Genomic DNA, 21,903 nt, shown 5'->3' on the forward strand with positions numbered 1-21,903 from the left:
GGCAGGTGCCCGGTCATCCCTAGAATTGACATCGTGACTACCCCTGACGCGACGAGCGCGCTGCCCGCTGCCTGGATTCCCGCCGACCACGAGGAAGGCCTGTACCAGGGGTGGGTAGACGCCGGCTACTTCACCGCCGACGCGTCGAGCGACAAGCCGCCGTTCTCCATCGTGATCCCGCCGCCCAACGTGAACGGGTCGCTGCACATGGGGCACGCCTACGAGCACGTCCTCATGGATGCGCTCAGTCGTCGTCGTCGTATGCAGGGGTACGAGGTGCTGTGGCTACCCGGCATGGACCACGCCGCGATCGCGATGCAGACGATGGTCGAGCGCAAGCTCGCCGACGAGGGCAAGACCCGCGACGACCTCGGCCGCGACGCCTTCATCGAGCGCGTGTGGCAGGAGAAGGCGGCCATCTCCGGCACCATCGGCGGCCAGATGCGCCGCCTCGGTGACAGCGTCGACTGGTCGCGCGAGCGGTTCACCATGGACGAGGGGCTGTCCCGCGCCGTCCACACCATCTTCAAACAGCTCTTCGACGACGGGCTGATCTACCAGGCCGAACGCCTGGTGAACTGGTCGCCGGCGCTGCAGACCGCGGTCAGCGACATCGAGGTGAAGTACTCCGACGTCGAGGGCGAGCTCGTCTCGTTCCGCTACGGATCGCTCTCCGACGACGAGCCGCACATCGTCGTGGCGACGACCCGGCTGGAGACGATGCTCGGCGACACCGCGATCGCCGTGCACCCCGACGACGAGCGCTACACCGCGCTCGTGGGCACCGAACTCGAGCACCCCTTCCTCGATCGTCGTATCCCGGTGATCGCCGACGACTACGTCGACCCGGAGTTCGGTTCGGGCGCGGTGAAGATCACCCCGGCCCACGACCCCAACGACTTCGCCATCGGCCAGCGTCACGACCTGCCGATGCCGACGATCCTCGACGAGCAGGCCCGCGTCGTCGACACCGGGACCCGCTTCGACGGGCTGGACCGCTTCGAGGCGCGCAGCGCCATCTGCGAGGCGCTGCGCGAACAGGGTCGCATCGTCAAGGAAGTCCGTCCGTACCTGCACAGCGTCGGCCACTCCGAGCGCACCGGCGAGCCGATCGAGCCGCGGCTGTCGATGCAGTGGTGGGTGGCGGTGGACACGCTGGCCCGCCGCGCCGGCGATGCGGTCCGCAACGGCGAGACGACCATCCACCCGCAGCAGATGGAGTCGCGCTGGTTCGCCTGGGTCGACGACATGCACGACTGGTGCATCTCGCGCCAGCTCTGGTGGGGTCACCGCATCCCGATCTGGTACGGGCCCGACGGCGAGGTCGTCTGCCCGGCGCCGGGGGAGGAGCCGCCGGCCGGGTACACCCAGGAGACCGACGTCCTCGACACCTGGTTCTCGTCGGGACTGTGGCCCTTCTCCACCCTGGGCTGGCCCGACGACACCGCGGACCTGGGCAAGTTCTATCCCACGTCGGTGCTGGTCACCGGTTACGACATCCTGTTCTTCTGGGTCGCCCGGATGATGATGTTCGGCACCTACGTCGGCGCCAAGGACACCGCGGGGCTGGCCCAGCGCGACGCGGCCGTGCCGTTCACCGACCTGTTCCTGCACGGGCTCGTGCGCGATGAGCACGGTCGCAAGATGAGCAAGTCGCGCGGCAACGGCATCGACCCGCTCGACTGGGTGGACAGTTTTGGGGCCGATGCGCTGCGCTTCACCCTGGCCCGCGGGGCGAACCCGGGCAGCGACATCTCGGTCGGCGAGGACCACGCGCAGAGCTCCCGCAACTTCGCGACCAAGCTCTTCAACGCCACCAAGTTCGCGCTCATGAACGAGGCGACCTGCGCGGGCGAACTCCCGCCGCGTGAGTCCCTCACGGTCGCCGACCGATGGATCCTCGACCGGCTCGACGAGGTGCTCACCCTCGTCGACGAGGGTTTCGAGTCCTACGAGTTCTCCAAGGCGTGCGAGGCGCTCTACCACTTCGCATGGGACGAGGTCTGCGACTGGTACCTGGAGCTGGCGAAGGTGCAGTTGGCCGACGAGGCGCTCAAGGCGTCGACGGCGCGTGTCCTCGGTGCGGTCCTCGATCCGCTGCTGCGCGCGCTGTCGCCGGTGATGCCGTTCGTCACCGAGACACTGTGGAAGGCGCTGACCGGTGGCGAGTCGGTCGTCATCGCGCCGTGGCCCGCGCCGACCGGGCCGGCCGCAGATTCCGCGGCGGCCACCGAGATCGACGACCTGCAGCGGCTCATCACCGAGGTGCGGCGGTTCCGCAGCGACCAGGGCCTGCGCCCGGGCCAGCGGGTCGCCGCGGTGTTGAGTGGGCTAGACGAGGCCGGACTGGCCGGGTCGCGCCACTACCTCGACGCCCTGGCCCGGCTCGACCCGGCCGACGACGGATTCACCGCCACCGCCTCCATCGAGGTCCGGCTCAGCGGTGCCACCGTGCAGGTCGACCTGGACACCTCCGGCGCGGTCGACGTCGAGGCCGAAAAGCGCCGTGTCGCCAAGGATCTCGCCGTCGCCGAGAAGGAGATGGCGACGACGACGGCCAAGCTCGGCAACGAACAGTTCCTCGCGAAGGCGCCCGACGAGGTGGTCGCGAAGATCCGCGGGCGCCAAGAGCTCGCCCGCGAGGAGATCGCCCGCCTGGGCGCCAAGCTGGCGGCGTTGGGCGGCGCGTGAGCACCCCCGGTTCGGTTCCCGATCCGGCCGACCTCGCCGAGCTCGCCGAGGTTGAGGCCGAGCTGGACACGCGCTGGCCCGAGACCAAGATCGAGCCGTCGCTGACCCGCATCAGCGCCCTGCTCGACCTGCTGGGCTCGCCGCAGAACTCCTACCCGAGCATCCACATCGCCGGGACCAACGGGAAGACCTCGGTGACGCGCATGATCGACGCGCTGCTCACCGCCATGCACCGTCGTACCGGGCGCATCACCAGCCCGCACCTGCAACTGGCCACTGAGCGGATCTCGGTCGACAACGCGCCGATCAGCCCCCGCGCGTATGTGGACGCCTACCGCGAGCTGGAGCCGTTCATCACGATGGTCGACGACTCGTCGACCTCGGCCGGCGGACCTCGGATGAGCAAGTTCGAGGTGCTGACCGCAATGGCCTATGCCGTCTTCGCGGAGGCCCCCGTCGACGTCGCCGTCGTCGAAACCGGCATGGGCGGCCGCTGGGATGCGACCAACGTGATCTCCTCGCAGGTCGCGGTCATCACCCCGATCGCGATGGACCACGCCGACTACCTCGGCGACACGCTCACCGCGGTGGCGGGGGAGAAGGCGGGGATCATCAAGGGCGCCGATCCCGATCAACTCGTGCCCCTCGACCCGGTGACCATCCTGGCCCGCCAGGAGCCCGAGGTCGCCGACGTCCTGCTCCGCGCCACTGTCGAGGCCGGCACCGTCGTCGCCCGCCAGGACAGCGAGTTCGCCGTGCTCGACGCGCGCACCGCCGTCGGGGGCCAGCTGTTGGAGCTGCAGGGGCTCGGCGGGGTCTATCCCGAGATCTTCCTGCCGTTGCACGGCGCGCACCAGGCGGCCAACGCCTCGCTGGCCCTGGCCGCCGTCGAGGCGTTCTTCGGCGCCGGACCCGATCGGCAACTCGATGTCGACCTGGTGCGTGCGGGCTTCGCGTCGGTGACCAACCCCGGTCGGCTGGAGCGGGTGCGCAGTGCGCCGACGGTTTACCTCGATGCCGCGCACAACCCGCATGGCGCCCACGCGTTGGCCGCCGCGCTGGAGTCTGAATTCGACTTCCAGCGGTTGATCGGTGTGGTGTCGGTCCTGGGGGACAAGGACGTGAGCGGATTGCTGAGCGAACTCGAACCGGTCCTGGAGACGATCGTGCTGACCAACAACGGGTCGCCCCGTGCGCTGGAGACGTCGCTGCTCGAAGAGGCCGCGCTGCCGATCTTCGGGGAGGACCGCATTGTGGTCGCCCCGTTCCTGCCCGACGCGGTGGAACAGGCGATCGCCCTGGCCGAGGATGATCCCGGTGCCCCGATGTCGGGGGCCGGCGTGTTGATCACCGGCTCGGTGGTCACCGCGGGCGCGGCGCGATCCCTGTTCGGAAAGGAACCGGCATGAGCACCCCGACGACGCGGTACACCCCGCCGACGAACGACCCGTGGAAGGGTTTCCGCGGCGTGATGTCGGGCGTGCTGATCCTGCAGGCGATCGTCGTCGGGTTGGCTTTCCCCGTCGTGGCAAAAATCGCCGGCGGGCTGACCGCATTCAGCATCACCTACCTCACCGTGCTGGTGTTGGCCCTCGTGCTCGCGTGCGGGATGCAGAGCCGTCCGTGGGCGCTGCAGCTCAACTGCGCGCTGACGTTGCTCACCATCGTCGGGGGCGTGTTCCACTGGTCGATCGCCGCGATCGGCTTGGTCTTCGCGCTGGTCTGGGCCTACATCATCTACATCAAGCGCGACGTCGAGCAGCGCATCGCCCACGGGCAACTGCCAGGGCAGGAACCGATCGAGGACTGACCCCTCCGTCGAGTGGGCCCTCGATCTTGTCGAGTGGGCCCTCATCCCCGTCGAGTGGGCCCTGGATCTTGTCGAGTGGGCCCTCGATCTGTTTCTCCTATGTGAATCACCCCAGGTTTTCTGCCGCTCCTATACGGGGCGGCATCAAACCTGGGGTGATTCAACAGCGGCACCCACAAATCTGGCACTGACGTCGAGTGGCCTTGCAGGAGACCGACAGCGTCGGCCCTAAGCTTCTTCTCTGCTGTCACCACCCGCCCTTGATGTCTCAGTAGAACAAGGCCCAGTAGGTGAGGATGAGGGCCCAGTCGGCGGAATCGAGGGCGCAGTCGGCGGAATCGAGGGCCCAGTCGGCGGAATCGAGGGCCCAGTCGGCGGAATCGAGGGCCCAGTCGGCGGGGATGGGCGCGGCCGTTAGTATTTCCGCGTGACTGAACGCACCCTCGTCCTCATCAAGCCCGACGGCGTGGCCCGCGGCCTCGTCGGCGAAGTGATCCGCCGCATCGAGAGCAAAGGCCTCTCGCTGGTCGCGCTGGACCTCCGCACCGCCACGCGCGAGGTGGCTGCCGGCCACTACGCCGAGCACGACGGCAAGCCGTTCTACGGCGACCTCCTCGACTTCATCACCTCCGGCCCGCTGATCGCGGCCGTCGTCGAGGGACCCCGCGCCATCGCCGCGTGGCGTCAGATCGCCGGCGGCACCGACCCGGTCGAGAAGGCGACGCCGGGCACCATCCGCGGCGACTTCGCCCTGGAGACGCAGAACAACCTCGTGCACGGATCCGATTCGCCCGAGTCGGCCGCCCGCGAGATCGCGCTCTGGTTCCCGGGCCTGTAACCGCCGGACCCGCATCATCGGCGCGGGATTCTCCGTATCGCTCACCGGTATGGGATACTGGCGGGTGTTGCGGCCGCCACACCGTGTCGGTCCGCAACACACGGTGGCGGTTCACCGCTCGCGACCAGCAAGAGAACCTGGCTGAGTTCGCGCGCAGGCCCTCCCCACGGTGTTACCGCTTTCGACGACATGTCGTCGAAGCAGCACCGCGGCGTCGAGGTCCGTGACAGCATCACCACGAGGCGCGCATTTGCCCGTCGAGCTGGAACCCCGGATCGACGCCAAGACACGCCGAAAGACCAGCCAAGCGGTCGACGCCGGACACCCGGCGCGACCCACAACCGCATACCGATGAGCCCCCGAGTGGCCGCGTTGATGTTCGACGCGCCCGGGGGTGCTAGGAGAATACGTGACCGAAAACGGGTCGCCGACCGACGCAAACGCGCCGGTCCAGGCAACAGAACTTCCCGACAAGATGCGCGTGCACGCACTGGCCCGGCTGTTGGGAGCCACCAGCCGCGACGTGCTCACCCACCTCGAGGCCCTCGGGTCCGCGGTGCGCAGCGCTTCTGCCACCATCGACCGGGCCCTGGCCGAACAGGTCGTGCAGCGCGTGGGCGGCCTGCCCGCCGCCGAGGCGGAGCCGACCCAGGGCGAGTCGACCCCGGTTGAGGCGAGCCCGGTTGAGGAGACCGCCGCCGCCGAACCCGCCGACACCCTGTTCTCAGCGGCTGCCGCGATCACCCACGCGCCGATTCAGGCCCAGGCCCCGGCCGCCACCAACCCGCTGTTCCTGCCCCCGCAGGCACCCGAGCCGGCGCCCGTCGTCGACGAACCCGCCAAGGATGCGGACCGCGGCACCGGCGATGACGATTCGACGGTCGTCGCCGACGAGGCCGACTCGCAGGGCGAGGGCACCGATTCCGACGATGATTCCGGCGAGCAGCCCAACCGGGCCCGCCGCCGGCGCCGTGGCCGCCGTGGCCGTGGCCGTGGCCGCGGCGAGTCCGCCGACGCGAACGTCGAGGGAACCGACGAGAAGTCGGCCGACGACGATCAGCAGTCCTCCTCCGACGAGTCCGGTGAGTCCGGCGGTGACAAGGATGCCCGGCAGAAGCGCCGCGGTGCCGATAAAGACGCCGCCGCCGCCAAGGACGCCGCCGACAACGACGACAACGACGCTGCCGACGACTCCGCCGGTGACGACGATTCCGCCGAGGACGGCGAAGGGTCGTCGACGCGCCGCCGTCGTCGCCGCCGCCGTCGCAAGGGCACCGGTGAGGGTTCGGACGAGGCGTCCTCCTCCGACGATCCGCCGAACACCGTCATCCACGAGCGGGAGCCCCGCAGCAAGCGGGCCCGCGACGAGGTACAGGGCATTTCCGGGTCCACCCGGCTCGAGGCGAAGCGGCAGCGCCGCCGCGACGGCCGTGACGCCGGCCGCCGCCGCCCGCCGATCCTGAGCGAGTCGGAGTTCCTGGCCCGCCGCGAGTCGGTGGAGCGCGTGATGGTGGTGCGCGAGAAGGTGCACACCGCCGCCGAGCGCGACAACGGGGCGCACGAGGATTACACGCAGGTCGCCGTGCTCGAAGACGGCATCCTGGTCGAGCACTTCGTCACCACCGCCACGTCGACGTCGATGGTCGGCAACATCTACCTGGGGCGCGTCCAGAACGTGCTCCCCGGGATGGAGGCCGCATTCGTCGACATCGGCCGCGGCCGCAACGGCGTGCTGTACGCCGGCGAGGTCAACTGGGAGGCCGCCGGCCTCGACGGCGGTTCGCGCAAGATCGAGCAGGCCCTCAAGCCCGGCGACAACGTCCTGGTCCAGGTCTCCAAAGACCCGGTCGGCCACAAGGGCGCCCGACTGACCACCCAGATCTCGCTCGCCGGGCGCTACCTGGTGTACGTGCCGGGCGGATCGTCGACGGGGATCAGCCGCAAGCTGCCCGACGTCGAGCGCAAGCGCCTCAAGTCGATCCTGGCCAAGATCGTCCCGGAGGGCGCCGGTGTCATCATCCGCACCGCCTCGGAGGGGATCAGCGCCGACGATCTCGAGGCCGACATCAAGCGCCTCGAAGCCCAGTGGAAGAAGATCGAGGCCCAGTCCGACGAGGCGACCGGCAAGAACGGCAAGTCGGTGGCGCCGCGCGCGCTGTACGAGGAGCCCGACCTGCTGGTCCGGGTGGTCCGCGACCTGTTCAACGAGGACTTCAACAAGCTCGTCGTCGAAGGCGGCGGGGCATGGAACCTCGTCGAGGGTTACGTCGGCGGTGTCGCCCCGGACCTGATGGACCGGGTCGAGAAGTTTGAGAAGACCGGGCCGGACGCACCGGACTCCTTCGTCGTGCACCGCATCGACGAGCAGCTGGCCAAGGCACTCGACCGCAAGGTCTGGTTGCCCTCGGGCGGCACGCTCATCATCGAGCACACCGAGGCGATGACCGTCATCGACGTCAACACGGGCAAGTTCACCGGCTCCGGGGGCAACCTCGAGGAGACGGTGACGCGCAACAACCTGGAGGCGGCCGAGGAGATCGTGCGCCAGATGCGGCTGCGCGACCTGGGCGGCATGATCGTCGTCGACTTCATCGACATGGTCCTCGAATCCAACCGGGACCTGGTCTTGCGCCGGCTCACCGAGTCGTTGGCCCGTGACCGGACCCGCCACCAGGTGTCCGAGGTGACGTCGCTGGGGCTGGTGCAGATGACCCGCAAGCGGCTCGGCACCGGGCTGCTCGAGGCGTTCTCGACGACGTGTACCCATTGCGGTGGCCGTGGCCTCATCGTCCACGCCGACCCGGTTGAGGTCCGCCCGACCGAGGAGAGCCCCCGCGGCGAGAGTTCGCGCCGCTCGCGCCGCCGCAAGGGCAAGTCGGAGCCGGCACCCGCCGCCGAGGCCAAGGCGCCCGCGCACAACCCGGCCGAGCACCCGCTCTTCCGGGCCATGCACGCCCACATCCACGAGCACGACGAGGGTGACGACGTCGAGATCGTCGAGACCGTGGCGGTCGAAGCCGAGGAAGCCGAGGCGCCCGCCGTCGAGACTCCCGACGTCGAGATCGTCGAGGCCGAGGTCGAGGTCGAGGTCGTCGAGGAGTCGACGGAGCCTCAGGCGGCAGTGTCTAAGGCCCCCGAGCCCAAGAACGCTGAGCCCACGGCCGCCGAGCCGAAGGTCGACGAGCCCACGAGCACTGGGCCCGTGGCCAAGACCCGGCACCGCCGGGTGCGGCGCGCGCCGGTGTCGACGGGGTCGGGGACCACGATCGTGATCGGCGCCGACGAGCATGAGGATTCCCCGGCGACCACGACGACGACCACGGCCGGCCCCGCGTCGGCCGCCCCGGTCGACGAGGTGGTCGCGGTCGTGCGCCGGCCCCGCCGACGCGCTGCCAGCCGGCCGTCGGGGGCACCGCAGCACGAGGGGTGAGACGGCTCACCCCTGGGCGTGGCCTGTCGGTTTGACCCGAACCAAGCTACTCCCGTAACCTTGGAAAGTCGCCTACCTGCAGCGAAACGCGGGCAGGCGTTTTATCTGTGACAACGTTTTAACTGTGACAACGAAGATTGAGGGATTACCCGATGGCTACGTACGCGATCGTCAAGACCGGCGGTAAGCAGTACAAGGTCGCTGAAGGCGACGTGGTGAAGGTCGAGAAGCTCGAAGGCGAGCCCGGCAGCACCGTGCAGCTCCCCGTCGCGCTGGTCGTCGACGGTGCCAACCTGACCACCGAGGCCGACAAGCTGGCCAAGGTTTCGGTCAACGCCGAGGTCGTCGAGCACGTCAAGGGCCCGAAGATCCGGATTCACAAGTTCAAGAACAAGACCGGCTACCACAAGCGGCAGGGCCACCGTCAGCAGCTGACGGTTCTCAAGGTCACCGGAATCAAGTAGGAGTACCACGACATGGCACACAAGAAGGGCGCATCGAGCTCTCGCAACGGTCGCGATTCCAACGCCCAGCGCCTCGGCGTGAAGCGTTTCGGCGGCCAGAAGGTCAACGCCGGTGAGATCCTGGTCCGCCAGCGCGGCACCCACTTCCACCCGGGCGTGAACGTCGGCCGTGGCGGCGACGACACCCTGTTCGCCCTCGCGGCGGGCGCGGTCGAGTTCGGCACCAAGCGCGGACGCAAGACCGTCAACATCGTCCCGGATACCGCTTCGGTCTGATCCGGGCGCATAAGCTCTCACACAGGGCGGGCGGGGATCACCGATCCCTTTGCCCGCCCTGTGTGCATTTCACCCACACCGCGATTCCCACGACTGGCTAGGAGGCACCGATGTCGCGCTTCGTCGACCGGGTGACGATCCACGTGACCGCCGGCAACGGCGGCCACGGGTGCTCGTCGGTGCACCGCGAGAAGTTCAAGCCGCTCGGCGGCCCCGACGGCGGTAACGGGGGCCGTGGCGGCGACGTGCGGCTCGTCGTCGATCCCCAGGTCCACACGCTGCTCGACTTCCACTTCCGCCCGCATGCGAGCGCCGGCAACGGCACCCCCGGGATGGGCGACAACCGCAACGGCGCCAACGGGGGCGATCTGGAGCTGGCCGTCCCCGACGGCACCGTCATCCTGGATCCGGATGGCGAGATCCTCGCCGACCTCGTCGGCGCCGGGACCACCTTCGTCGCCGCACAGGGCGGCCGTGGCGGGCTGGGGAACGCGGCACTGGCGTCGAAGGCCCGCAAGGCGCCCGGATTCGCCCTGCTCGGCGAGCCCGGGCAGGAGCGCGAACTCGTCCTGGAGCTGAAGTCGGTCGCCGACGTCGGACTGGTCGGCTTCCCGTCGGCCGGCAAGTCGTCGTTGGTGTCGGTGTTGTCGGCGGCGAAGCCGAAGATCGCCGACTACCCGTTCACCACCTTGGCGCCCAACCTCGGCGTGGTGCAGACCGTGCCCGCCCGCGGGGGCGAGCGCGCCTCGGCCATCGACACCTTCACCATCGCCGACGTGCCCGGACTGATCCCGGGGGCCTCGTCGGGCCGGGGCCTCGGGCTGGACTTCCTGCGCCACATCGAGCGCTGTGCGGTGCTGGCCCACGTCGTGGATTGCGCGACGCTGGAGCCCGGTCGCGACCCGGTCTCCGACATCGAGGCGCTGGAGGCGGAACTGGCCGCCTACCAACCCGCGCTCGACGACGACCACGGTCTCGGCGACCTCGCGCAGCGGCCCCGGATCATCATCTTGAACAAGGTGGACATCCCCGAGGCGTCCGAACTCGCCGACATCGTCGAACCGGACCTGGAGAAGTTCGGTTGGCCGATTTACCGCGTGTCGGCGGTGAGCCACGACGGGCTGCGCGAACTGGTCTTCGCGTTGGCCAAGCAGGTGCGCGACTACCGCGAGGCGAACCCCAAGCAGGAGGCGCGCCGCGCCGTCATCCGACCCAAGGCCGTCGACGCCGCCGACTTCAGCGTCGAACCCGACCCCGAGGTCCCGGGCGGTTTCATCGTCCGAGGCGAGCGGCCGGAGCGGTGGATCCGCCAGACCCAGTTCGACAACGACGAGGCCGTGGGCTACCTGGCCGATCGGCTCAACCGCCTCGGCGTCGAGGAGGAACTGGAGCGACTCGGCGCCGAGCCGGGCGCCCCGGTCACCGTCGGCGACGTGTCCTTCGACTGGGAGCCGTCGACGCCGACCAGCGACAGCTTGCCGGTATCCGGTCGCGGTACCGACATCCGCCTGGACCGCCCCGATCGGATCGGCGCGGCGGAGCGCAAGGCGGCCCGCAAGCTGCGGCGCCAACACCACGACGAATGGGATCCGACCCTTCCCGACGAGGACGGGGACGGGTCCGAGGACCAGTCGTGAGTTCGGCCGCGTCGTCGGTGTCGCGGACGAGGGCAACGATCGCCGGTGCGCGGAGCGTGGTCGTCAAGATCGGTTCGGCCGCGCTGACCGACCTCGACGAGGGGCTCGACACCGCCCGCCTGGACCGGCTGGCCGACGCCCTCGAGTCCCGGATGCGCGCGGGCACGGACGTGATCGTCGTGTCCTCGGGCGCGATCGGCGCCGGCTTGGCGCCGTTGGGCCTGCGTAAACGGCCTGCGGACCTGGCGACCAAACAGGCCGCGGCCAGTGTCGGGCAGCTGGCGCTGGCGCACGCCTGGGGCACCTCGTTCGCGCGGTACGACCGGGTCGTCGGCCAAGTGCTGCTGACCGCCCACGACATTTCCCGCCGCTCCCACCACGCCAACGCCCAGCGGACGCTGGACCGGTTGCGATCGCTGCGCGCGGTCGCGGTGGTGAACGAGAACGACGCGGTGGCGACCAACGAGATCCGCTTCGGCGACAACGACCGACTCGCCGCGCTCGTGGCGCACCTGGCCGGCGCCGAGGCCCTCGTGCTGCTGTCGGATATCGACGGGCTCTACGACGGCGATCCGCGCAAGGCCACCGCCGACCGACCGGTCCGGTTCATCGAGGAGGTGGCCGGTCCGGCCGACCTCGACGGGGTGATCGCCGGAACGGGCGGTTCCCTGGGCACCGGCGGCATGGCCTCGAAGCTCGCCGCGGCCCGGCTCGCCGCCGACGGCGGGATCCCGGTATTGCTGGCCGCCGCCGACGATGCCGCCACCGCTCTGCGCGACGCGTCGGTGGGCACCGTGTTCGCCGCGAGCGGGGAGCGGATGTCCGCGCGGCGCTTCTGGCTGCGCCACGCCGCCGAGACCCACGGCCGACTCGTCCTCGACGACGGGGCGGTGGCGGCGGTACAGCGCCGCCGCTCGCTGCTGGCGGCGGGGATCGTCGGGGTGACCGGTGTGTTCTCCGCCGGCGACGTCGTCGAGCTGGTCGACCAATCCGGCCAGCTGTGCGCGCGTGGTGTCGTCGGTTTCGGTACCGATGAGGTGACCGCGATGATGGGCCGTTCGAGTTCGGATCTCCCGTCGCAGATGCACGGCGCGGTGGTGCACGCCGACGACCTGGCCCTGATCTGATGCCTCGGATCATTGCCGGGGAGTGGGGCGGCCGCCGGCTGGTGGTGGCCTCGGACGCGACCCGGCCCACCTCCGACCGGGTTCGTGAGGCGCTGTTCGCCGCGCTGGAGTCCCGTGTCGACCTTACCGACATGACCGTCGTGGACCTGTTCGCCGGCACCGGCGCCCTGGGCCTGGAGGCGGTGTCCCGCGGCGCGGCGAGCGCGGTGCTCGTCGACGCGGATCGCCGTGCGGTGGATGGACTCAAACGCAACGTCGCAGCATGTGGTGCGGAGCAACGCGTCCGCGTCGTCGCCGCGACGGCGACGGACTTTCTGCGCGCTGCGGGGGAGCAGCGCTACGACCTGGTCTTCTGCGATCCGCCCTACGACCTGGCCGACGACGAGTTGGCGCAGGTGTTGGCCTTGGTGGGAGAGCACCTGGGCGACGGCTATCTGGTGCTCGAGCGCGCCAAGCGCGCAGCGCCCACCGTGTGGCCGTCGACGCTGTCGCCGGTGTTGGCCAAGAGGTACGGCGACACAAGGGTGGAATGGGCTCAGTCGTGCAGCGATTCGGATGCGGCCACCTCCTAAGATCGGCGTATGCGTCGCTATTCCACTCCGCTCACGCTGCCGTTCCCCGGGCTCGGCCGTCCGCACGGCCTCGCCATCGACGCGCGCGGCGGGTTGTTGGTCACCGACTACGAACCTGATCCTGACGCGCCGCCGGGACTGGGTGTCACCAAGTGGGGGCGGCTCAGCCGGGTCCCGGCGGAGGGGGGTGCGCCGACGACGATCATGGACACCCTCGGCATGCCCGACGGGGTGGCCGCCGGTGCCGCGGGCGAAATCTACGTGGCCGACAACAACTCATCCAGCCTGGTGGTCTCGGCCAACGCGACGGTGTCGCTGTGGCCCAGTGTCGGGCCCGACCGGAAACCCTGCGGTGTCGCCGTCGGGCCGGACGGTGCGGTCTACGCCGTGTATCACCCGGGGTTCACGCGCGGCGAGGGGCGCGGCGGGGTGCTGCGGCTGGCGGACAAGAAATCGGTGTTCGGCAAGGCCAAGCACGTCCGGCTGCCGATTGACGTCCGGTTTCCCGGTGGCATGGCCGTCGACGCGGCGGGAGTGGTCTACGTCGTCGACGGGCGCGTCGTGAAACGGTGGGCACCGGGGGAGCCCGGCGCCACCACGCTGCCGTTCACCGGGCTGAACTTTCCGTCCGCGGTCGCGGTGGACTCGGTTGGCGCCGTCTATGTCAGCGACATGGGCGACGACCCCAAGGTGGTGGTCCTGGAGCAGGCGACCGGTGAACAGCACCGGTTGCCCGTCGAGGGGCTCGGGGCGCCGCGCGGAATCGCCATTGACGCGGCCGGCGACGTCATCATCGCCGATTCGGCGCAGCGCCGAATCGTCGTCGTCCCGCCCGGATGAGTGCGGCGCCCGGTCGTCGGCCCGATCCCGACGACTTGCTGCCGCCGCCGGTGCTGGCGCGGTGGTCGCGCCGCGTCGCCGACGCCGCCGGACCCGACTGTGCCGACCTGTTCGCCGCCGCCGCCCGGCGCACGCTGGCCCGCACCCTGCACCGCCTCGACGACGGCAGTGTCTTCGTCATCACGGGGGACATCCCGGCGATGTGGTTGCGCGACTCCGCCACCCAGATGCGCCCCTACGTGCACTTGCTCGCCGGTGATGACGGTGGTGAACTCGGCGCACTGGCCGAGGTCGTCGCCGGGGTGGTGCGACGGCAGTTCGCCTTCATCGCCCACGACCCCTACGCCAACGCGTTCAACGCGGCGCCGAACGGGAACTGCCACGAACCGCGCGACCTGGGCGACGACCCGTGGCTGTGGGAGCGCAAGTACGAGATCGATTCGCTGTGCTTCCCGTTCCAACTGGCCGACCAGTTGGCCGGGGCCGTCGGCGGGCGGTGGGCCGACGAGTTGTTCGGCGACGAGTTCCGGATCGCCGCCCGTGCCGCCGTCGACACGTTGACCACCGAGCTCGACCACGAGAACTCCTCGTCGTATCGGTTCGTGCGCCCCGACACGACCGCACAGGACACGTTGGCCCGCAATGGGCTCGGTGCCCCGGTGGCGGTCACCGGGATGACCTGGTCGGGGTTCCGTCCCTCCGACGACGCGTGCGTGTACGGCTACCTGGTGCCGGCGAACCTCATGGCGGCACACACCCTCGATCTCATCGCAGCGCGGTTGGGCGATGGTGAGACGGCCGCCCGGTTGGGCGATGGTGAGACTGCAGCCCGGGCCCGGCGGTTGGCCGCCGGGTTGCGCGCGGCGGTCGACGAGCACGGCGTCGTCGACCACCCCCACCACGGCGACATCTGGGCCTATGAGGTCGACGGGCTGGGCTCGGTGCTTTGTGCCGACGACGCCAACATGCCGAGCCTGTTGTCGCTGCCGCTGGTGGCCGGTGTCGACGTCGCCGATCCGAGGTATCTGCGCACCCGCGGGTTCGTGTTGTCGCCGGACAACCCCTACTACTACCGGGGTGCGCTGGCCGCCGGCCCGGGCAGCCCGCACACGCCGGTGGATCACGTGTGGCCGATCGCGCTGGCGGTGGCGGGACTGACCGCGACCGACCCCGACACCGCGTCGGCGATGCTGCGGACCATCGCGGCGACGACGGCGGGAACCGGTTACGTGCACGAGAGTTTCCACGTCGACGACGACAGTCGTTTCACCCGCGACTGGTTCAGCTGGGCCGACTCGATGTACTGCGAGCTCGCGCTGGCGGTCGCCGGGTACCCTCGGGCGCTATGAGCATCGCACTGTGCCCGGGTTCTTTCGATCCGTTCACCCTCGGTCACCGCTTCGTCGTCGAGCGCGCCGCCGCCCGGTTCGCCGAAGTCATCGTCACCGTCGTGGTGAATCCGAACAAGCAGGGCATGTTCTCCGTCGACGAGCGGATCGACCTGATCGCGACCGCCTGCGCGGATCTGCCCAACGTGCGCGTCGACCGGTGGCGGGGGCTGCTGGTGGACTACATGCGCAACGAGGGGGTGACGACGATGGTCAAGGGGCTGCGGTCGAGCACCGACTTCGAGTACGAGGTGCCGATGGCGCAGATGAACCGGGAGCTCGCCGATGTCGAGACGCTGTTCCTATGGACCGACCCGCGCTATGCGCACGTGTCGAGTTCGTTGGTGAAGGAAGTCGCCAAACTGGGCGGCGACGTGGAGCCGTTCCTCCCGCCCGCGGTCTACCGGGCGGTGATGGCGAAGGTCAACGGGGAGATGAGCGTCTAGCCGGCGCGACACGCCGACCTCAAAAACATCCCCAATCACACGAGTAACATTCGGCACAATGGTCACAGAAGTCATTCACCGTGAGAAGGGTGTTGCTGTGTACCGCGTATTCGAAGCCCTCGATGAGCTGGTCGCGATTGTCGAAGAAGCGCGTGCCGTCCCCATGACGGCGGGCTGCATGGTCCCGCGCGGCGACGTCCTCGACCTGCTCGACGACATCAAAGGCTCCATGCCGACCGAGCTCGACGATGCCCAAGACGTCCTCGACCAGCGCGACGCGCTCGTCGGGAACGCCCGACAGAACGCCGACACGACCGTGGCGCAGGCCAAGGCCGATGCCGAGGCGATGGTCGCGGCCGCCCAGGCCGAGGCCGACCGCCTCGTCGCCGAGGCGCGGACCGCCGCCGACCGCATGGTCGAGGATGCCTCCAACCACAGCCGGTCGATGATGGCCGACGCCACCGAGGAGGCCCACCGCCTCACCACCAGCGCGGCGCGCGAACACGAGTCGATGACCGGGCGCGCCCGGTCGGAGGCGGCGCGCATCATCGAGGAGGCCAACGCGCACTACGAGCGCTCGGTGTCCGACGGTATCGCCGAGCAGCAGCGCCTGGTCGCCCAGGACGAGGTCGTCGCGGCGGCGAAGTCCGAGGCCAAGCGGGTGATCGACGCGGCACATGCCGAGGCCGACCGCCTGCGCGGCGAATGCGACATCTACGTCGACAAGAAGCTCGCCGACTTCGAAGAGGTCCTCACCGGGACCCTGCGTTCGGTCGGCCGCGGACGCCAGCAGCTGCGCACCGGAGCCGGCACGCACGACTATGTCGAGTACCCGCGCGCCGTCGACGACAAGAACCAGGAAGCGTCGCTCGCCGGTTGAGCGCCGCCTCGAATCATCCGGGCAATCCCGGCGTATGGTTGCGGTGTGGCTCAAGTAGTTGACGCACCGTTCGTATTCGACATCCGGTCGCTGGGGCGCCGCCCCGGCAACATGATCGAGTCGCACCGCACCGTGGTGACCCCGATCCGCATCGGGACCCAGATGGTCGCCATCGAACCGGGCACCGACATGGATCTGGACCTGCGCATGGAAGCGGTGTCCGAAGGCGTTCTGGTGACCGGGACCGCCTGCGGCGAGACCTTCGGGCAGTGTTCGCGCTGCCTGGAACCGCTGGAGGGGACCGTCACGGTGTTCCTTACCGAGCTGTTCGCCTACCCCGACAGCGAGACCGACAAGACCTCTTCCGACGAGGAGGTGCACCGCGTCGACGACGATCAGATCGATCTCGAGCAGTCGCTGATCGACGCGATCGGTTTGGAACTGCCGCTGGCCCCGTTGTGCCGCGAAGACTGCCCGGGCCTGTGCCCGGACTGTGGCGTCGCCCTGGACGGTGCGGAACCGGGTCACTCCCACGACAAGATCGATCCGCGCTGGGCCGGGCTCGCCAACAGGTTGGGCGAGTTGCGCGACCAGCCCACCGACAATGGCTGAGGCCGCGCGCGACACGGCCGCGCTGCTCCAGGCGGTCGGCGCCACCCTCGACGACGATCTGCTCACCCTCGCCCTCACCCACCGCTCCTACGCCTACGAGAACGGCGGTCTACCGACCAACGAGCGGCTGGAGTTCCTCGGCGACTCGGTCCTCGGCGTCGTCATCACCGAAAAGCTCTATCTCGACTATCCGGACCGGCCGGAGGGGGAGTTGGCCAAGATTCGCGCGAGCGTCGTCAACGGCCAGGCACTGGCCCGGCTCGCCCGCACGCTCGGACCCGGCGGCCTCGGCCGGCACCTGTACCTCGGCCGCGGCGAGGAGATGACCGGTGGTCGGGACAAGGACTCGATCCTCGCCGACGGGATGGAAGCCTTGCTGGGCGCGGTCTACCTGGAGCACGGGTTCGTGCCCACCCGGCAGGTCATCCTCGCCCTCTTCGACGACGCGGTTGCCGATGCCGGCCAACTCGGCGCGGGTCTGGACTGGAAGACGTCGCTGCAGGAGCTGGCCGCCGCCCGCTCGCTCGGCCCGCCGAGCTACCAGATCACCTCGACCGGCCCCGACCACGACAAAGAATTCACCGCCACCGCCGTCGTCGCGGGCGAGGAACTCGGGTCCGGCGTCGGGAAGTCGAAGAAGGAGGCCGAGCAGGTCGCCGCGCAAGAGGCGTGGCGGGCCATCGACGGCCGGGACGACGACGCGGCCTCGGGCGAGTAGCGTGCCCGAACTCCCCGAAGTCGAGACGATCCGCCTCGGCGTCGACAAACACGTTGTCGGAGCCGCCTTCGGCGACGTGGTCGTCCACCACGACCGGGCGGTGCGCCGCCAGGCCGGTGGGGCGGCGGAACTGATCGGACGGTTGCGCGGGTTGACCGCGGTCGCGGCCCGCCGCCGCGGCAAATACCTGTGGCTCGACCTGGCCGATGCGGCAGGATCGGTCGACGAGGCGCTGGTCATCCACCTCGGGATGAGTGGTCAGTTGCGCGTCGTCGACGATCCGGAGCAGGCCGGCCCCACCAACCATCTGCGGATCTCTGCCGACCTGGGCGGACGGCAGTTCTGGTTCGTCGACCAGCGGACTTTCGGCGGCTGGCAGGTCGACGACCTGGTGCCCGACCGCTTCGACCCGTCGCGGTCGGTGCCGTCGGTGGTCGCCCACATCGCACCCGATCCGTTCGACGACGCCTACGACGCGGATGCGGTCGCGGCGACGATGCGCCGCAAGCACACCGAGGTGAAGCGGGCACTTCTCGACCAGTCGCTGGTGTCGGGGATCGGCAACATCTACGCCGACGAGTCGCTGTGGCGCGCCCGGCTCCGCGGCACCCGGCTCACCGATTCGATCTCCCGAGCCAAGCTCGTCGAGCTCCTCGGCCACGCCCGCGAGGTCATGGCCGCCGCCCTCGCCGTCGGCGGCACCTCCTTCGACGAGCTGTACGTCAACGTCAACGGGGAGTCCGGGTACTTCAGCAGAGAACTACATTCATATGGCCGAGAAGGTCTGCCGTGCCACCGATGCGGTACGCCGATCAGGCGGGAGCAATTCATGAACCGGTCGTCGTACTTCTGCCCGAAGTGTCAACGACCGCCTCACCACCGGTAGGCGTTTCATCGGTTCAGCCGATCAGCGTCCAGGTCGGTTGAGCTGAGCAGAGCAGACCCTCGTCGCTCTCGGCCTGCATGCGCACGTACACGTCAAGCACGCGGTGATGCGAGTGGCCGTCGTCGTTGCGTTTCAGTCCGGTCCAGCGGTCGTCGCGCAGGAGGAACTCGACACAACTGGCCATGTGGCCCTCGAGCTTGAGGCCGTGCAGCTCCCACACATCCCGCAACCGCTTATCCACGAAAGGCTCGCCTTCAGGAGTGTGGACGATCCGCACACGTCGTTCGTGGAGAGCGATGGCCTTCCCCGACTCCTCCATGCCGAGCCCTCGTCTCAGGGCGCCCGGGTGGTTACCAATGTTTGGTATCATCGTCGCATGGCTCAGAACACCTCGATCAGCCTGGACGATCACTTCTCCGACTTCCTCTCCCGGGAGGTCTCGTCGGGGCGCTACCGCTCCGCCAGTGAGGTCGTCCGCGCCGGCCTCCGGCTGCTGGAGGATCGGGAGACGCAACTGGCCGCGCTCCGTGCCGCCCTCGTCGCCGGCGAGGACAGCGGAGAGGCGGAGCCCTTCGACTTCGACGCCTTTGTCGCGGCGAAGAAGTCGTGACGAGGTACCGCCTCACCCCGGCCGCACAGCGCGACCTCTCCTCGATCTGGGACTTCACAGAGGAGCGTTGGGACGTCCGCCAAGCCGAGACGTATGTGACCGAGATTAGAGCGGCAGTCGAGCGCATCGCTGACGATCCCGGTCGCGGTCGCGCGTGCGACGAGGTCCGCGAGGGCTACCGTCGATACAGCATCGGCAGCCACCTGCTGTTCTATGTCGAGCGCTCCGACGGCGTGGACGTCATCAGGATCCTGCATCAGCGCATGGACCCGACGCGGTACCTGTAAGACCGACGCGCGATCTGCCAGGTCCCCATGAGTGGTCACTCCTGGACGCCAACGGACATGAACGTTTAGAAACGATTCAAGTCGGGCTACTTTGCGCGGTCGTTGAACGCGTACAGCCGCGAGGGGAGCCCGTGTAACCGGTGCGGCGGGTTGATCGTTCGCGAGCAGTTCATGAACCGCAGTTCGTTCTACTGTCCGGCGTGCCAGAAGCCACCGCGCAGGAGCGCAGCCAGACGGGGATGAGGAGTCTCTCAAGGCGTGAGTCTTCTCGTTGGGGCGTCGAGCGACCGGCGGGCACGACTACGCCGGCCAGTCGTCCGGGTACTCGTCAGCGACGTCCCGGTGGTCTTGGTAGAGCTGCTTGCGCCTGCGGCGAGAGAGCCTGTCCCCAAACACCATTCCGTTGATGTGGTCGGTCTCGTGTTGCAGGCATCGGCCCAGGGTGCCGCCGGCGGTGATCTCGACCGGATCGCCGTACTGGTCTTGCCCGCGGCAGATTGAGAACTCGGGTCGCGCGAGTTCGGCGTAGGCGCCCGGCAGTGACAGGCATCCCTCGTCGAGCTCGACGAGGATTCTGCCCTGTCCTTGATCCACCTGGATGACCGGATTGCAGACGACCCCGGTGCGCCTCACGCCGGTCTCGTCGGTGCAGTCGTAGACGAACACCGCAAGATCTGTGCCGATCTGCGCCGCGGCGAGGCCCGCTCCGTTGGCGGCGGTGTTCGTCGCAAACATATCGGCCAGCAGATCCTGAAGGTCGCTCCCGAAATCGGCAACCTGCCGCGCCGGGGAGTGCAGCACAGGGTCTCCCCAACGAGAAATGGGGCGAGGCGCACCGAGGCGCAGGAGTTCGGCTACAGGCACGTGTTCATGGTGCGCTGCGGTCGGGTTTGCGTCAAACGTCCGGATCGTCCGCGAGCAGTTCTTGAACCGGAGGTCGTTCTACTGTCCGACGCGCTGGCGGTCACCCGTTCCGAAGGCGCTGGGAGGCTTGCCGGTCCAGCGGGTGAACGATCTGCTGAATGCCTCTGAGCTGGTGTAGCCCAGGCGAACCGCAGTCTCGGACACAGTGAGGTTCAAGACGCCCAGCATGTCGATCGCCAGGGTGCAGCGGGTCTCTTCTTGCAGCTTGCGGAAGCTGCTTCCCTCGTCGGTGAGTCGTCGGCGCAGAGTCCGGCCGTCCATGTTCAGTTTCGCGGCAATCGCGCCCGCGGTGGGTGCGTCATGGATCTCCTGCACGAGGATGGCTCGGATCTTGGCGGCCAGCGGACCGCGCTCGAGTCGATGCTGCAAGAGGTCCAGGCATTGCTGCTCGCACATCGCAGCGGTCGCCGGATCCGGCATCGCCATCGGCTCGCCGAGAAGGTCGAGTGGAAAGGTCAGTTCGGTAACCGGACGGTCCGCGACGATCCGCACCTCTCGTACCGGATCGTGCGCGAGGTCCGTCAGCATCTCGGTGATGCCGTCGACCAAGAGCGCTGTGCGGTCGGCCGGAAGCGCCAGCTCCAGTCGGGTTTCGCCAAGGCGGTCGACCAGTTGCGGGCTCAAGCATCGCAAGACGATCACACCGAAGATGATGACGATGTCGCGCTCGAGCAGAAAGTTGCGAACGTCCGCAGGAAGGTCGGTGTGGCCGAACGTTATCCGCCCGGTCGTCGACGTGAGGCTGGCCGTGATGTCGATGAAGCGATTACCGACTTGCGCGGTCCGTAGTGCGATTTGAAGTGCCTCACCCGCGGTGGAACTGCTGAGCATAGCGGGGGCGGGTGCGGTTGAGACGGATAGGCGATTTCGACTCAAGGCGGGTTGTGGGATTCGCACCCTTCTCTCGCATCACACAACAGACGAACATATGTACTAAGCTAGGTGGCACACCGCGTTGGTAGGAGGGGTCAATTGAACACCGTTGAGCTTGCCGATCTGGCCGTCCTGCTGGCCGACGATCTGGCCCCCGCGGCGACCGAATCCGGGGGCGGATTGGGGTCGCTGTTGGCGTCGGCGGAACCGATCGCCGACGACGCCGACCTGCTGGCCGTCATGGTGGCCGGGTTTCGGCTGTCGACGATCGGGGACTATCTCATGGCTGCTGCCGCATCTCGCCCGCGAGGTGCGCGACGGGGACCTGTCCCTCGAGCACGCCGACGCCGTGATCCGCGGTATCGCCCACGTCGACTCCCGCATGGAAGTCGAGGGGTTCGAGGCTGTCAAGGGCAGCGTGGCGACGACCCTGCTGGCTCATGCCCGGATGGATTCGCCGGCCCAAGTGGCGGCCAAGGCCAGGGAACTGGCCCACGGATTGGCGTCGAACCATCCGCCCGCGGTGCCGGCCGCCAACAACCACGACCTCAACGAGGCGTCGGTGACCGTCACCGACGAAGGGCGCGTCGCACT

The 21,903-nt window shown here is 68.9% G+C and carries 23 protein-coding genes and 1 pseudogene; 20 read left to right on the plus strand and 4 right to left on the minus strand.

Annotated elements, in window-relative coordinates; translation table 11 throughout:
* Positions 1 to 33: 33 nt before the first annotated feature.
* From nbrcactino_RS08025 to mutM, 17 genes are all read left to right on the plus strand, one after another.
* Positions 34 to 2,691: a valine--tRNA ligase gene (locus tag nbrcactino_RS08025; protein WP_161926876.1), complete on the plus strand. Its 2,658-nt coding sequence runs from the start codon at positions 34 to 36 to the stop codon at positions 2,689 to 2,691.
* Positions 2,688 to 4,100: a bifunctional tetrahydrofolate synthase/dihydrofolate synthase gene (folC, locus tag nbrcactino_RS08030; RefSeq protein ID WP_161926877.1), complete on the plus strand. Its 1,413-nt coding sequence runs from the start codon at positions 2,688 to 2,690 to the stop codon at positions 4,098 to 4,100. The genes nbrcactino_RS08025 and folC overlap by 4 nt, the downstream gene beginning before the upstream one ends.
* Positions 4,097 to 4,501 (plus strand): DUF4233 domain-containing protein, encoded by a 405-nt coding sequence (locus tag nbrcactino_RS08035; RefSeq protein ID WP_161926878.1) that lies wholly within the window; start codon positions 4,097 to 4,099, stop codon positions 4,499 to 4,501. Before folC ends, nbrcactino_RS08035 begins: the two co-directional genes overlap by 4 nt.
* 427 nt (positions 4,502 to 4,928) lie before the next feature.
* Positions 4,929 to 5,339, plus strand: a complete 411-nt coding sequence (gene ndk, locus nbrcactino_RS08040) for a nucleoside-diphosphate kinase (RefSeq protein WP_161926879.1) — start codon at positions 4,929 to 4,931, stop codon at positions 5,337 to 5,339.
* 409 nt (positions 5,340 to 5,748) lie between these two features.
* Positions 5,749 to 8,769, plus strand: coding sequence for a translation initiation factor IF-2 N-terminal domain-containing protein (locus tag nbrcactino_RS08045; protein ID WP_161926880.1), 3,021 nt, complete (start codon positions 5,749 to 5,751; stop codon positions 8,767 to 8,769).
* Positions 8,770 to 8,921: 152 nt separating this feature from the next.
* Positions 8,922 to 9,233, plus strand: coding sequence for a 50S ribosomal protein L21 (gene rplU, locus nbrcactino_RS08050; protein WP_161926881.1), 312 nt, complete (start codon positions 8,922 to 8,924; stop codon positions 9,231 to 9,233).
* A gap of 12 nt (positions 9,234 to 9,245) precedes the next feature.
* Positions 9,246 to 9,509, plus strand: a complete 264-nt coding sequence (gene rpmA / locus nbrcactino_RS08055; protein WP_161926882.1) for a 50S ribosomal protein L27 — start codon at positions 9,246 to 9,248, stop codon at positions 9,507 to 9,509.
* A 110-nt stretch (positions 9,510 to 9,619) separates the two neighbouring features.
* Complete coding sequence (obgE, locus tag nbrcactino_RS08060) at positions 9,620 to 11,146, plus strand: GTPase ObgE (protein WP_161926883.1); 1,527 nt, start codon at positions 9,620 to 9,622, stop codon at positions 11,144 to 11,146.
* Positions 11,143 to 12,273 (plus strand): glutamate 5-kinase, encoded by a 1,131-nt coding sequence (gene proB / locus nbrcactino_RS08065; protein ID WP_371864507.1) that lies wholly within the window; start codon positions 11,143 to 11,145, stop codon positions 12,271 to 12,273. The genes obgE and proB overlap by 4 nt, the downstream gene beginning before the upstream one ends.
* On the plus strand, positions 12,273 to 12,845 hold the full coding sequence (rsmD, locus tag nbrcactino_RS08070; protein WP_161926885.1) for a 16S rRNA (guanine(966)-N(2))-methyltransferase RsmD: 573 nt from the start codon (positions 12,273 to 12,275) through the stop codon (positions 12,843 to 12,845). The genes proB and rsmD overlap by 1 nt, the downstream gene beginning before the upstream one ends.
* Before the next feature lie 9 nt (positions 12,846 to 12,854).
* Positions 12,855 to 13,685, plus strand: a complete 831-nt coding sequence (locus nbrcactino_RS08075) for an NHL repeat-containing protein (RefSeq protein WP_161926886.1) — start codon at positions 12,855 to 12,857, stop codon at positions 13,683 to 13,685.
* Positions 13,682 to 15,034 carry a glycoside hydrolase family 125 protein gene (locus nbrcactino_RS08080; protein ID WP_161926887.1) on the plus strand — a complete coding sequence of 451 codons (1,353 nt, stop codon included), beginning with the start codon at positions 13,682 to 13,684 and terminating at the stop codon, positions 15,032 to 15,034. The genes nbrcactino_RS08075 and nbrcactino_RS08080 overlap by 4 nt, the downstream gene beginning before the upstream one ends.
* A complete protein-coding gene (gene coaD, locus nbrcactino_RS08085) occupies positions 15,031 to 15,519 on the plus strand; it encodes a pantetheine-phosphate adenylyltransferase (RefSeq protein ID WP_161926888.1) in 489 nt (162 codons plus the stop codon). Before nbrcactino_RS08080 ends, coaD begins: the two co-directional genes overlap by 4 nt.
* Before the next feature lie 97 nt (positions 15,520 to 15,616).
* Positions 15,617 to 16,399: a DivIVA domain-containing protein gene (locus tag nbrcactino_RS08090; protein ID WP_186343322.1), complete on the plus strand. Its 783-nt coding sequence runs from the start codon at positions 15,617 to 15,619 to the stop codon at positions 16,397 to 16,399.
* A gap of 45 nt (positions 16,400 to 16,444) precedes the next feature.
* Positions 16,445 to 17,011 carry a YceD family protein gene (locus tag nbrcactino_RS08095; RefSeq protein WP_308470339.1) on the plus strand — a complete coding sequence of 189 codons (567 nt, stop codon included), beginning with the start codon at positions 16,445 to 16,447 and terminating at the stop codon, positions 17,009 to 17,011.
* The gene (gene rnc / locus nbrcactino_RS08100) at positions 17,004 to 17,729 is read left to right on the plus strand and encodes a ribonuclease III (RefSeq protein WP_161926890.1); all 726 of its coding nucleotides are present in this window, start codon (positions 17,004 to 17,006) and stop codon (positions 17,727 to 17,729) included. The genes nbrcactino_RS08095 and rnc overlap by 8 nt, the downstream gene beginning before the upstream one ends.
* Position 17,730: 1 nt before the next feature.
* On the plus strand, positions 17,731 to 18,615 hold the full coding sequence (gene mutM / locus nbrcactino_RS08105) for a bifunctional DNA-formamidopyrimidine glycosylase/DNA-(apurinic or apyrimidinic site) lyase (protein WP_161926891.1): 885 nt from the start codon (positions 17,731 to 17,733) through the stop codon (positions 18,613 to 18,615).
* A gap of 13 nt (positions 18,616 to 18,628) precedes the next feature.
* On the opposite strand, the gene nbrcactino_RS08110 is transcribed toward mutM, so the two are convergent.
* A complete protein-coding gene (locus nbrcactino_RS08110; protein WP_161926892.1) occupies positions 18,629 to 18,856 on the minus strand; it encodes a YfbU family protein in 228 nt (75 codons plus the stop codon).
* Between the two features lie 135 nt (positions 18,857 to 18,991).
* On the opposite strand from nbrcactino_RS08110, the gene nbrcactino_RS08115 reads away from it, so the two are divergent.
* From nbrcactino_RS08115 to nbrcactino_RS08125, 3 genes and pseudogenes are all read left to right on the plus strand, one after another.
* The gene (locus tag nbrcactino_RS08115; protein WP_161926893.1) at positions 18,992 to 19,225 is read left to right on the plus strand and encodes a type II toxin-antitoxin system ParD family antitoxin; all 234 of its coding nucleotides are present in this window, start codon (positions 18,992 to 18,994) and stop codon (positions 19,223 to 19,225) included.
* Entirely contained in the window at positions 19,222 to 19,512 is a 291-nt protein-coding gene (locus nbrcactino_RS08120; RefSeq protein ID WP_161926894.1) for a type II toxin-antitoxin system RelE/ParE family toxin, read from the plus strand. Before nbrcactino_RS08115 ends, nbrcactino_RS08120 begins: the two co-directional genes overlap by 4 nt.
* 78 nt (positions 19,513 to 19,590) lie before the next feature.
* A pseudogene (locus nbrcactino_RS08125) lies at positions 19,591 to 19,755 on the plus strand (zinc finger domain-containing protein); the annotation flags it as partial.
* A gap of 57 nt (positions 19,756 to 19,812) precedes the next feature.
* Here nbrcactino_RS08125 and def read toward each other — a convergent pair.
* The 3 genes from def to nbrcactino_RS18350 all read right to left on the minus strand — a co-directional run bounded on the left by def (position 19,813) and on the right by nbrcactino_RS18350 (position 21,882).
* Complete coding sequence (def, locus tag nbrcactino_RS08130; protein WP_161926896.1) at positions 19,813 to 20,376, minus strand: peptide deformylase; 564 nt, start codon at positions 20,374 to 20,376, stop codon at positions 19,813 to 19,815.
* A 78-nt stretch (positions 20,377 to 20,454) separates the two neighbouring features.
* The gene (locus tag nbrcactino_RS08135) at positions 20,455 to 21,267 is read right to left on the minus strand and encodes a helix-turn-helix domain-containing protein (protein ID WP_161926897.1); all 813 of its coding nucleotides are present in this window, start codon (positions 21,265 to 21,267) and stop codon (positions 20,455 to 20,457) included.
* Between the two features lie 480 nt (positions 21,268 to 21,747).
* Positions 21,748 to 21,882, minus strand: a complete 135-nt coding sequence (locus tag nbrcactino_RS18350) for a hypothetical protein (RefSeq protein ID WP_267130399.1) — start codon at positions 21,880 to 21,882, stop codon at positions 21,748 to 21,750.
* Positions 21,883 to 21,903: the final 21 nt, after the last annotated feature.

This window comes from Gordonia crocea (assembly GCF_009932435.1).
In the GTDB taxonomy this organism is placed as follows: Bacteria; Actinomycetota; Actinomycetes; order Mycobacteriales; family Mycobacteriaceae; genus Gordonia; species Gordonia crocea.

Bases quoted from the DNA above. Each gene is read 5' to 3' on its own strand.
- nbrcactino_RS08035 (WP_161926878.1), top strand. From the start codon at position 4,097: ATGAGCACCCCGACGACGCGGTACACCCCGCCGACGAACGACCCGTGG.
- rplU (WP_161926881.1), top strand. From the start codon at position 8,922: ATGGCTACGTACGCGATCGTCAAGACCGGCGGTAAGCAGTACAAGGTC.
- rpmA (WP_161926882.1), top strand. From the start codon at position 9,246: ATGGCACACAAGAAGGGCGCATCGAGCTCTCGCAACGGTCGCGATTCC.
- obgE (WP_161926883.1), top strand. From the start codon at position 9,620: ATGTCGCGCTTCGTCGACCGGGTGACGATCCACGTGACCGCCGGCAAC.
- rsmD (WP_161926885.1), top strand. From the start codon at position 12,273: ATGCCTCGGATCATTGCCGGGGAGTGGGGCGGCCGCCGGCTGGTGGTG.
- nbrcactino_RS08075 (WP_161926886.1), top strand. From the start codon at position 12,855: ATGCGTCGCTATTCCACTCCGCTCACGCTGCCGTTCCCCGGGCTCGGC.
- nbrcactino_RS08080 (WP_161926887.1), top strand. From the start codon at position 13,682: ATGAGTGCGGCGCCCGGTCGTCGGCCCGATCCCGACGACTTGCTGCCG.
- coaD (WP_161926888.1), top strand. From the start codon at position 15,031: ATGAGCATCGCACTGTGCCCGGGTTCTTTCGATCCGTTCACCCTCGGT.
- rnc (WP_161926890.1), top strand. From the start codon at position 17,004: ATGGCTGAGGCCGCGCGCGACACGGCCGCGCTGCTCCAGGCGGTCGGC.
- nbrcactino_RS08115 (WP_161926893.1), top strand. From the start codon at position 18,992: ATGGCTCAGAACACCTCGATCAGCCTGGACGATCACTTCTCCGACTTC.
- nbrcactino_RS08135 (WP_161926897.1), bottom strand. From the start codon at position 21,267: ATGCTCAGCAGTTCCACCGCGGGTGAGGCACTTCAAATCGCACTACGG.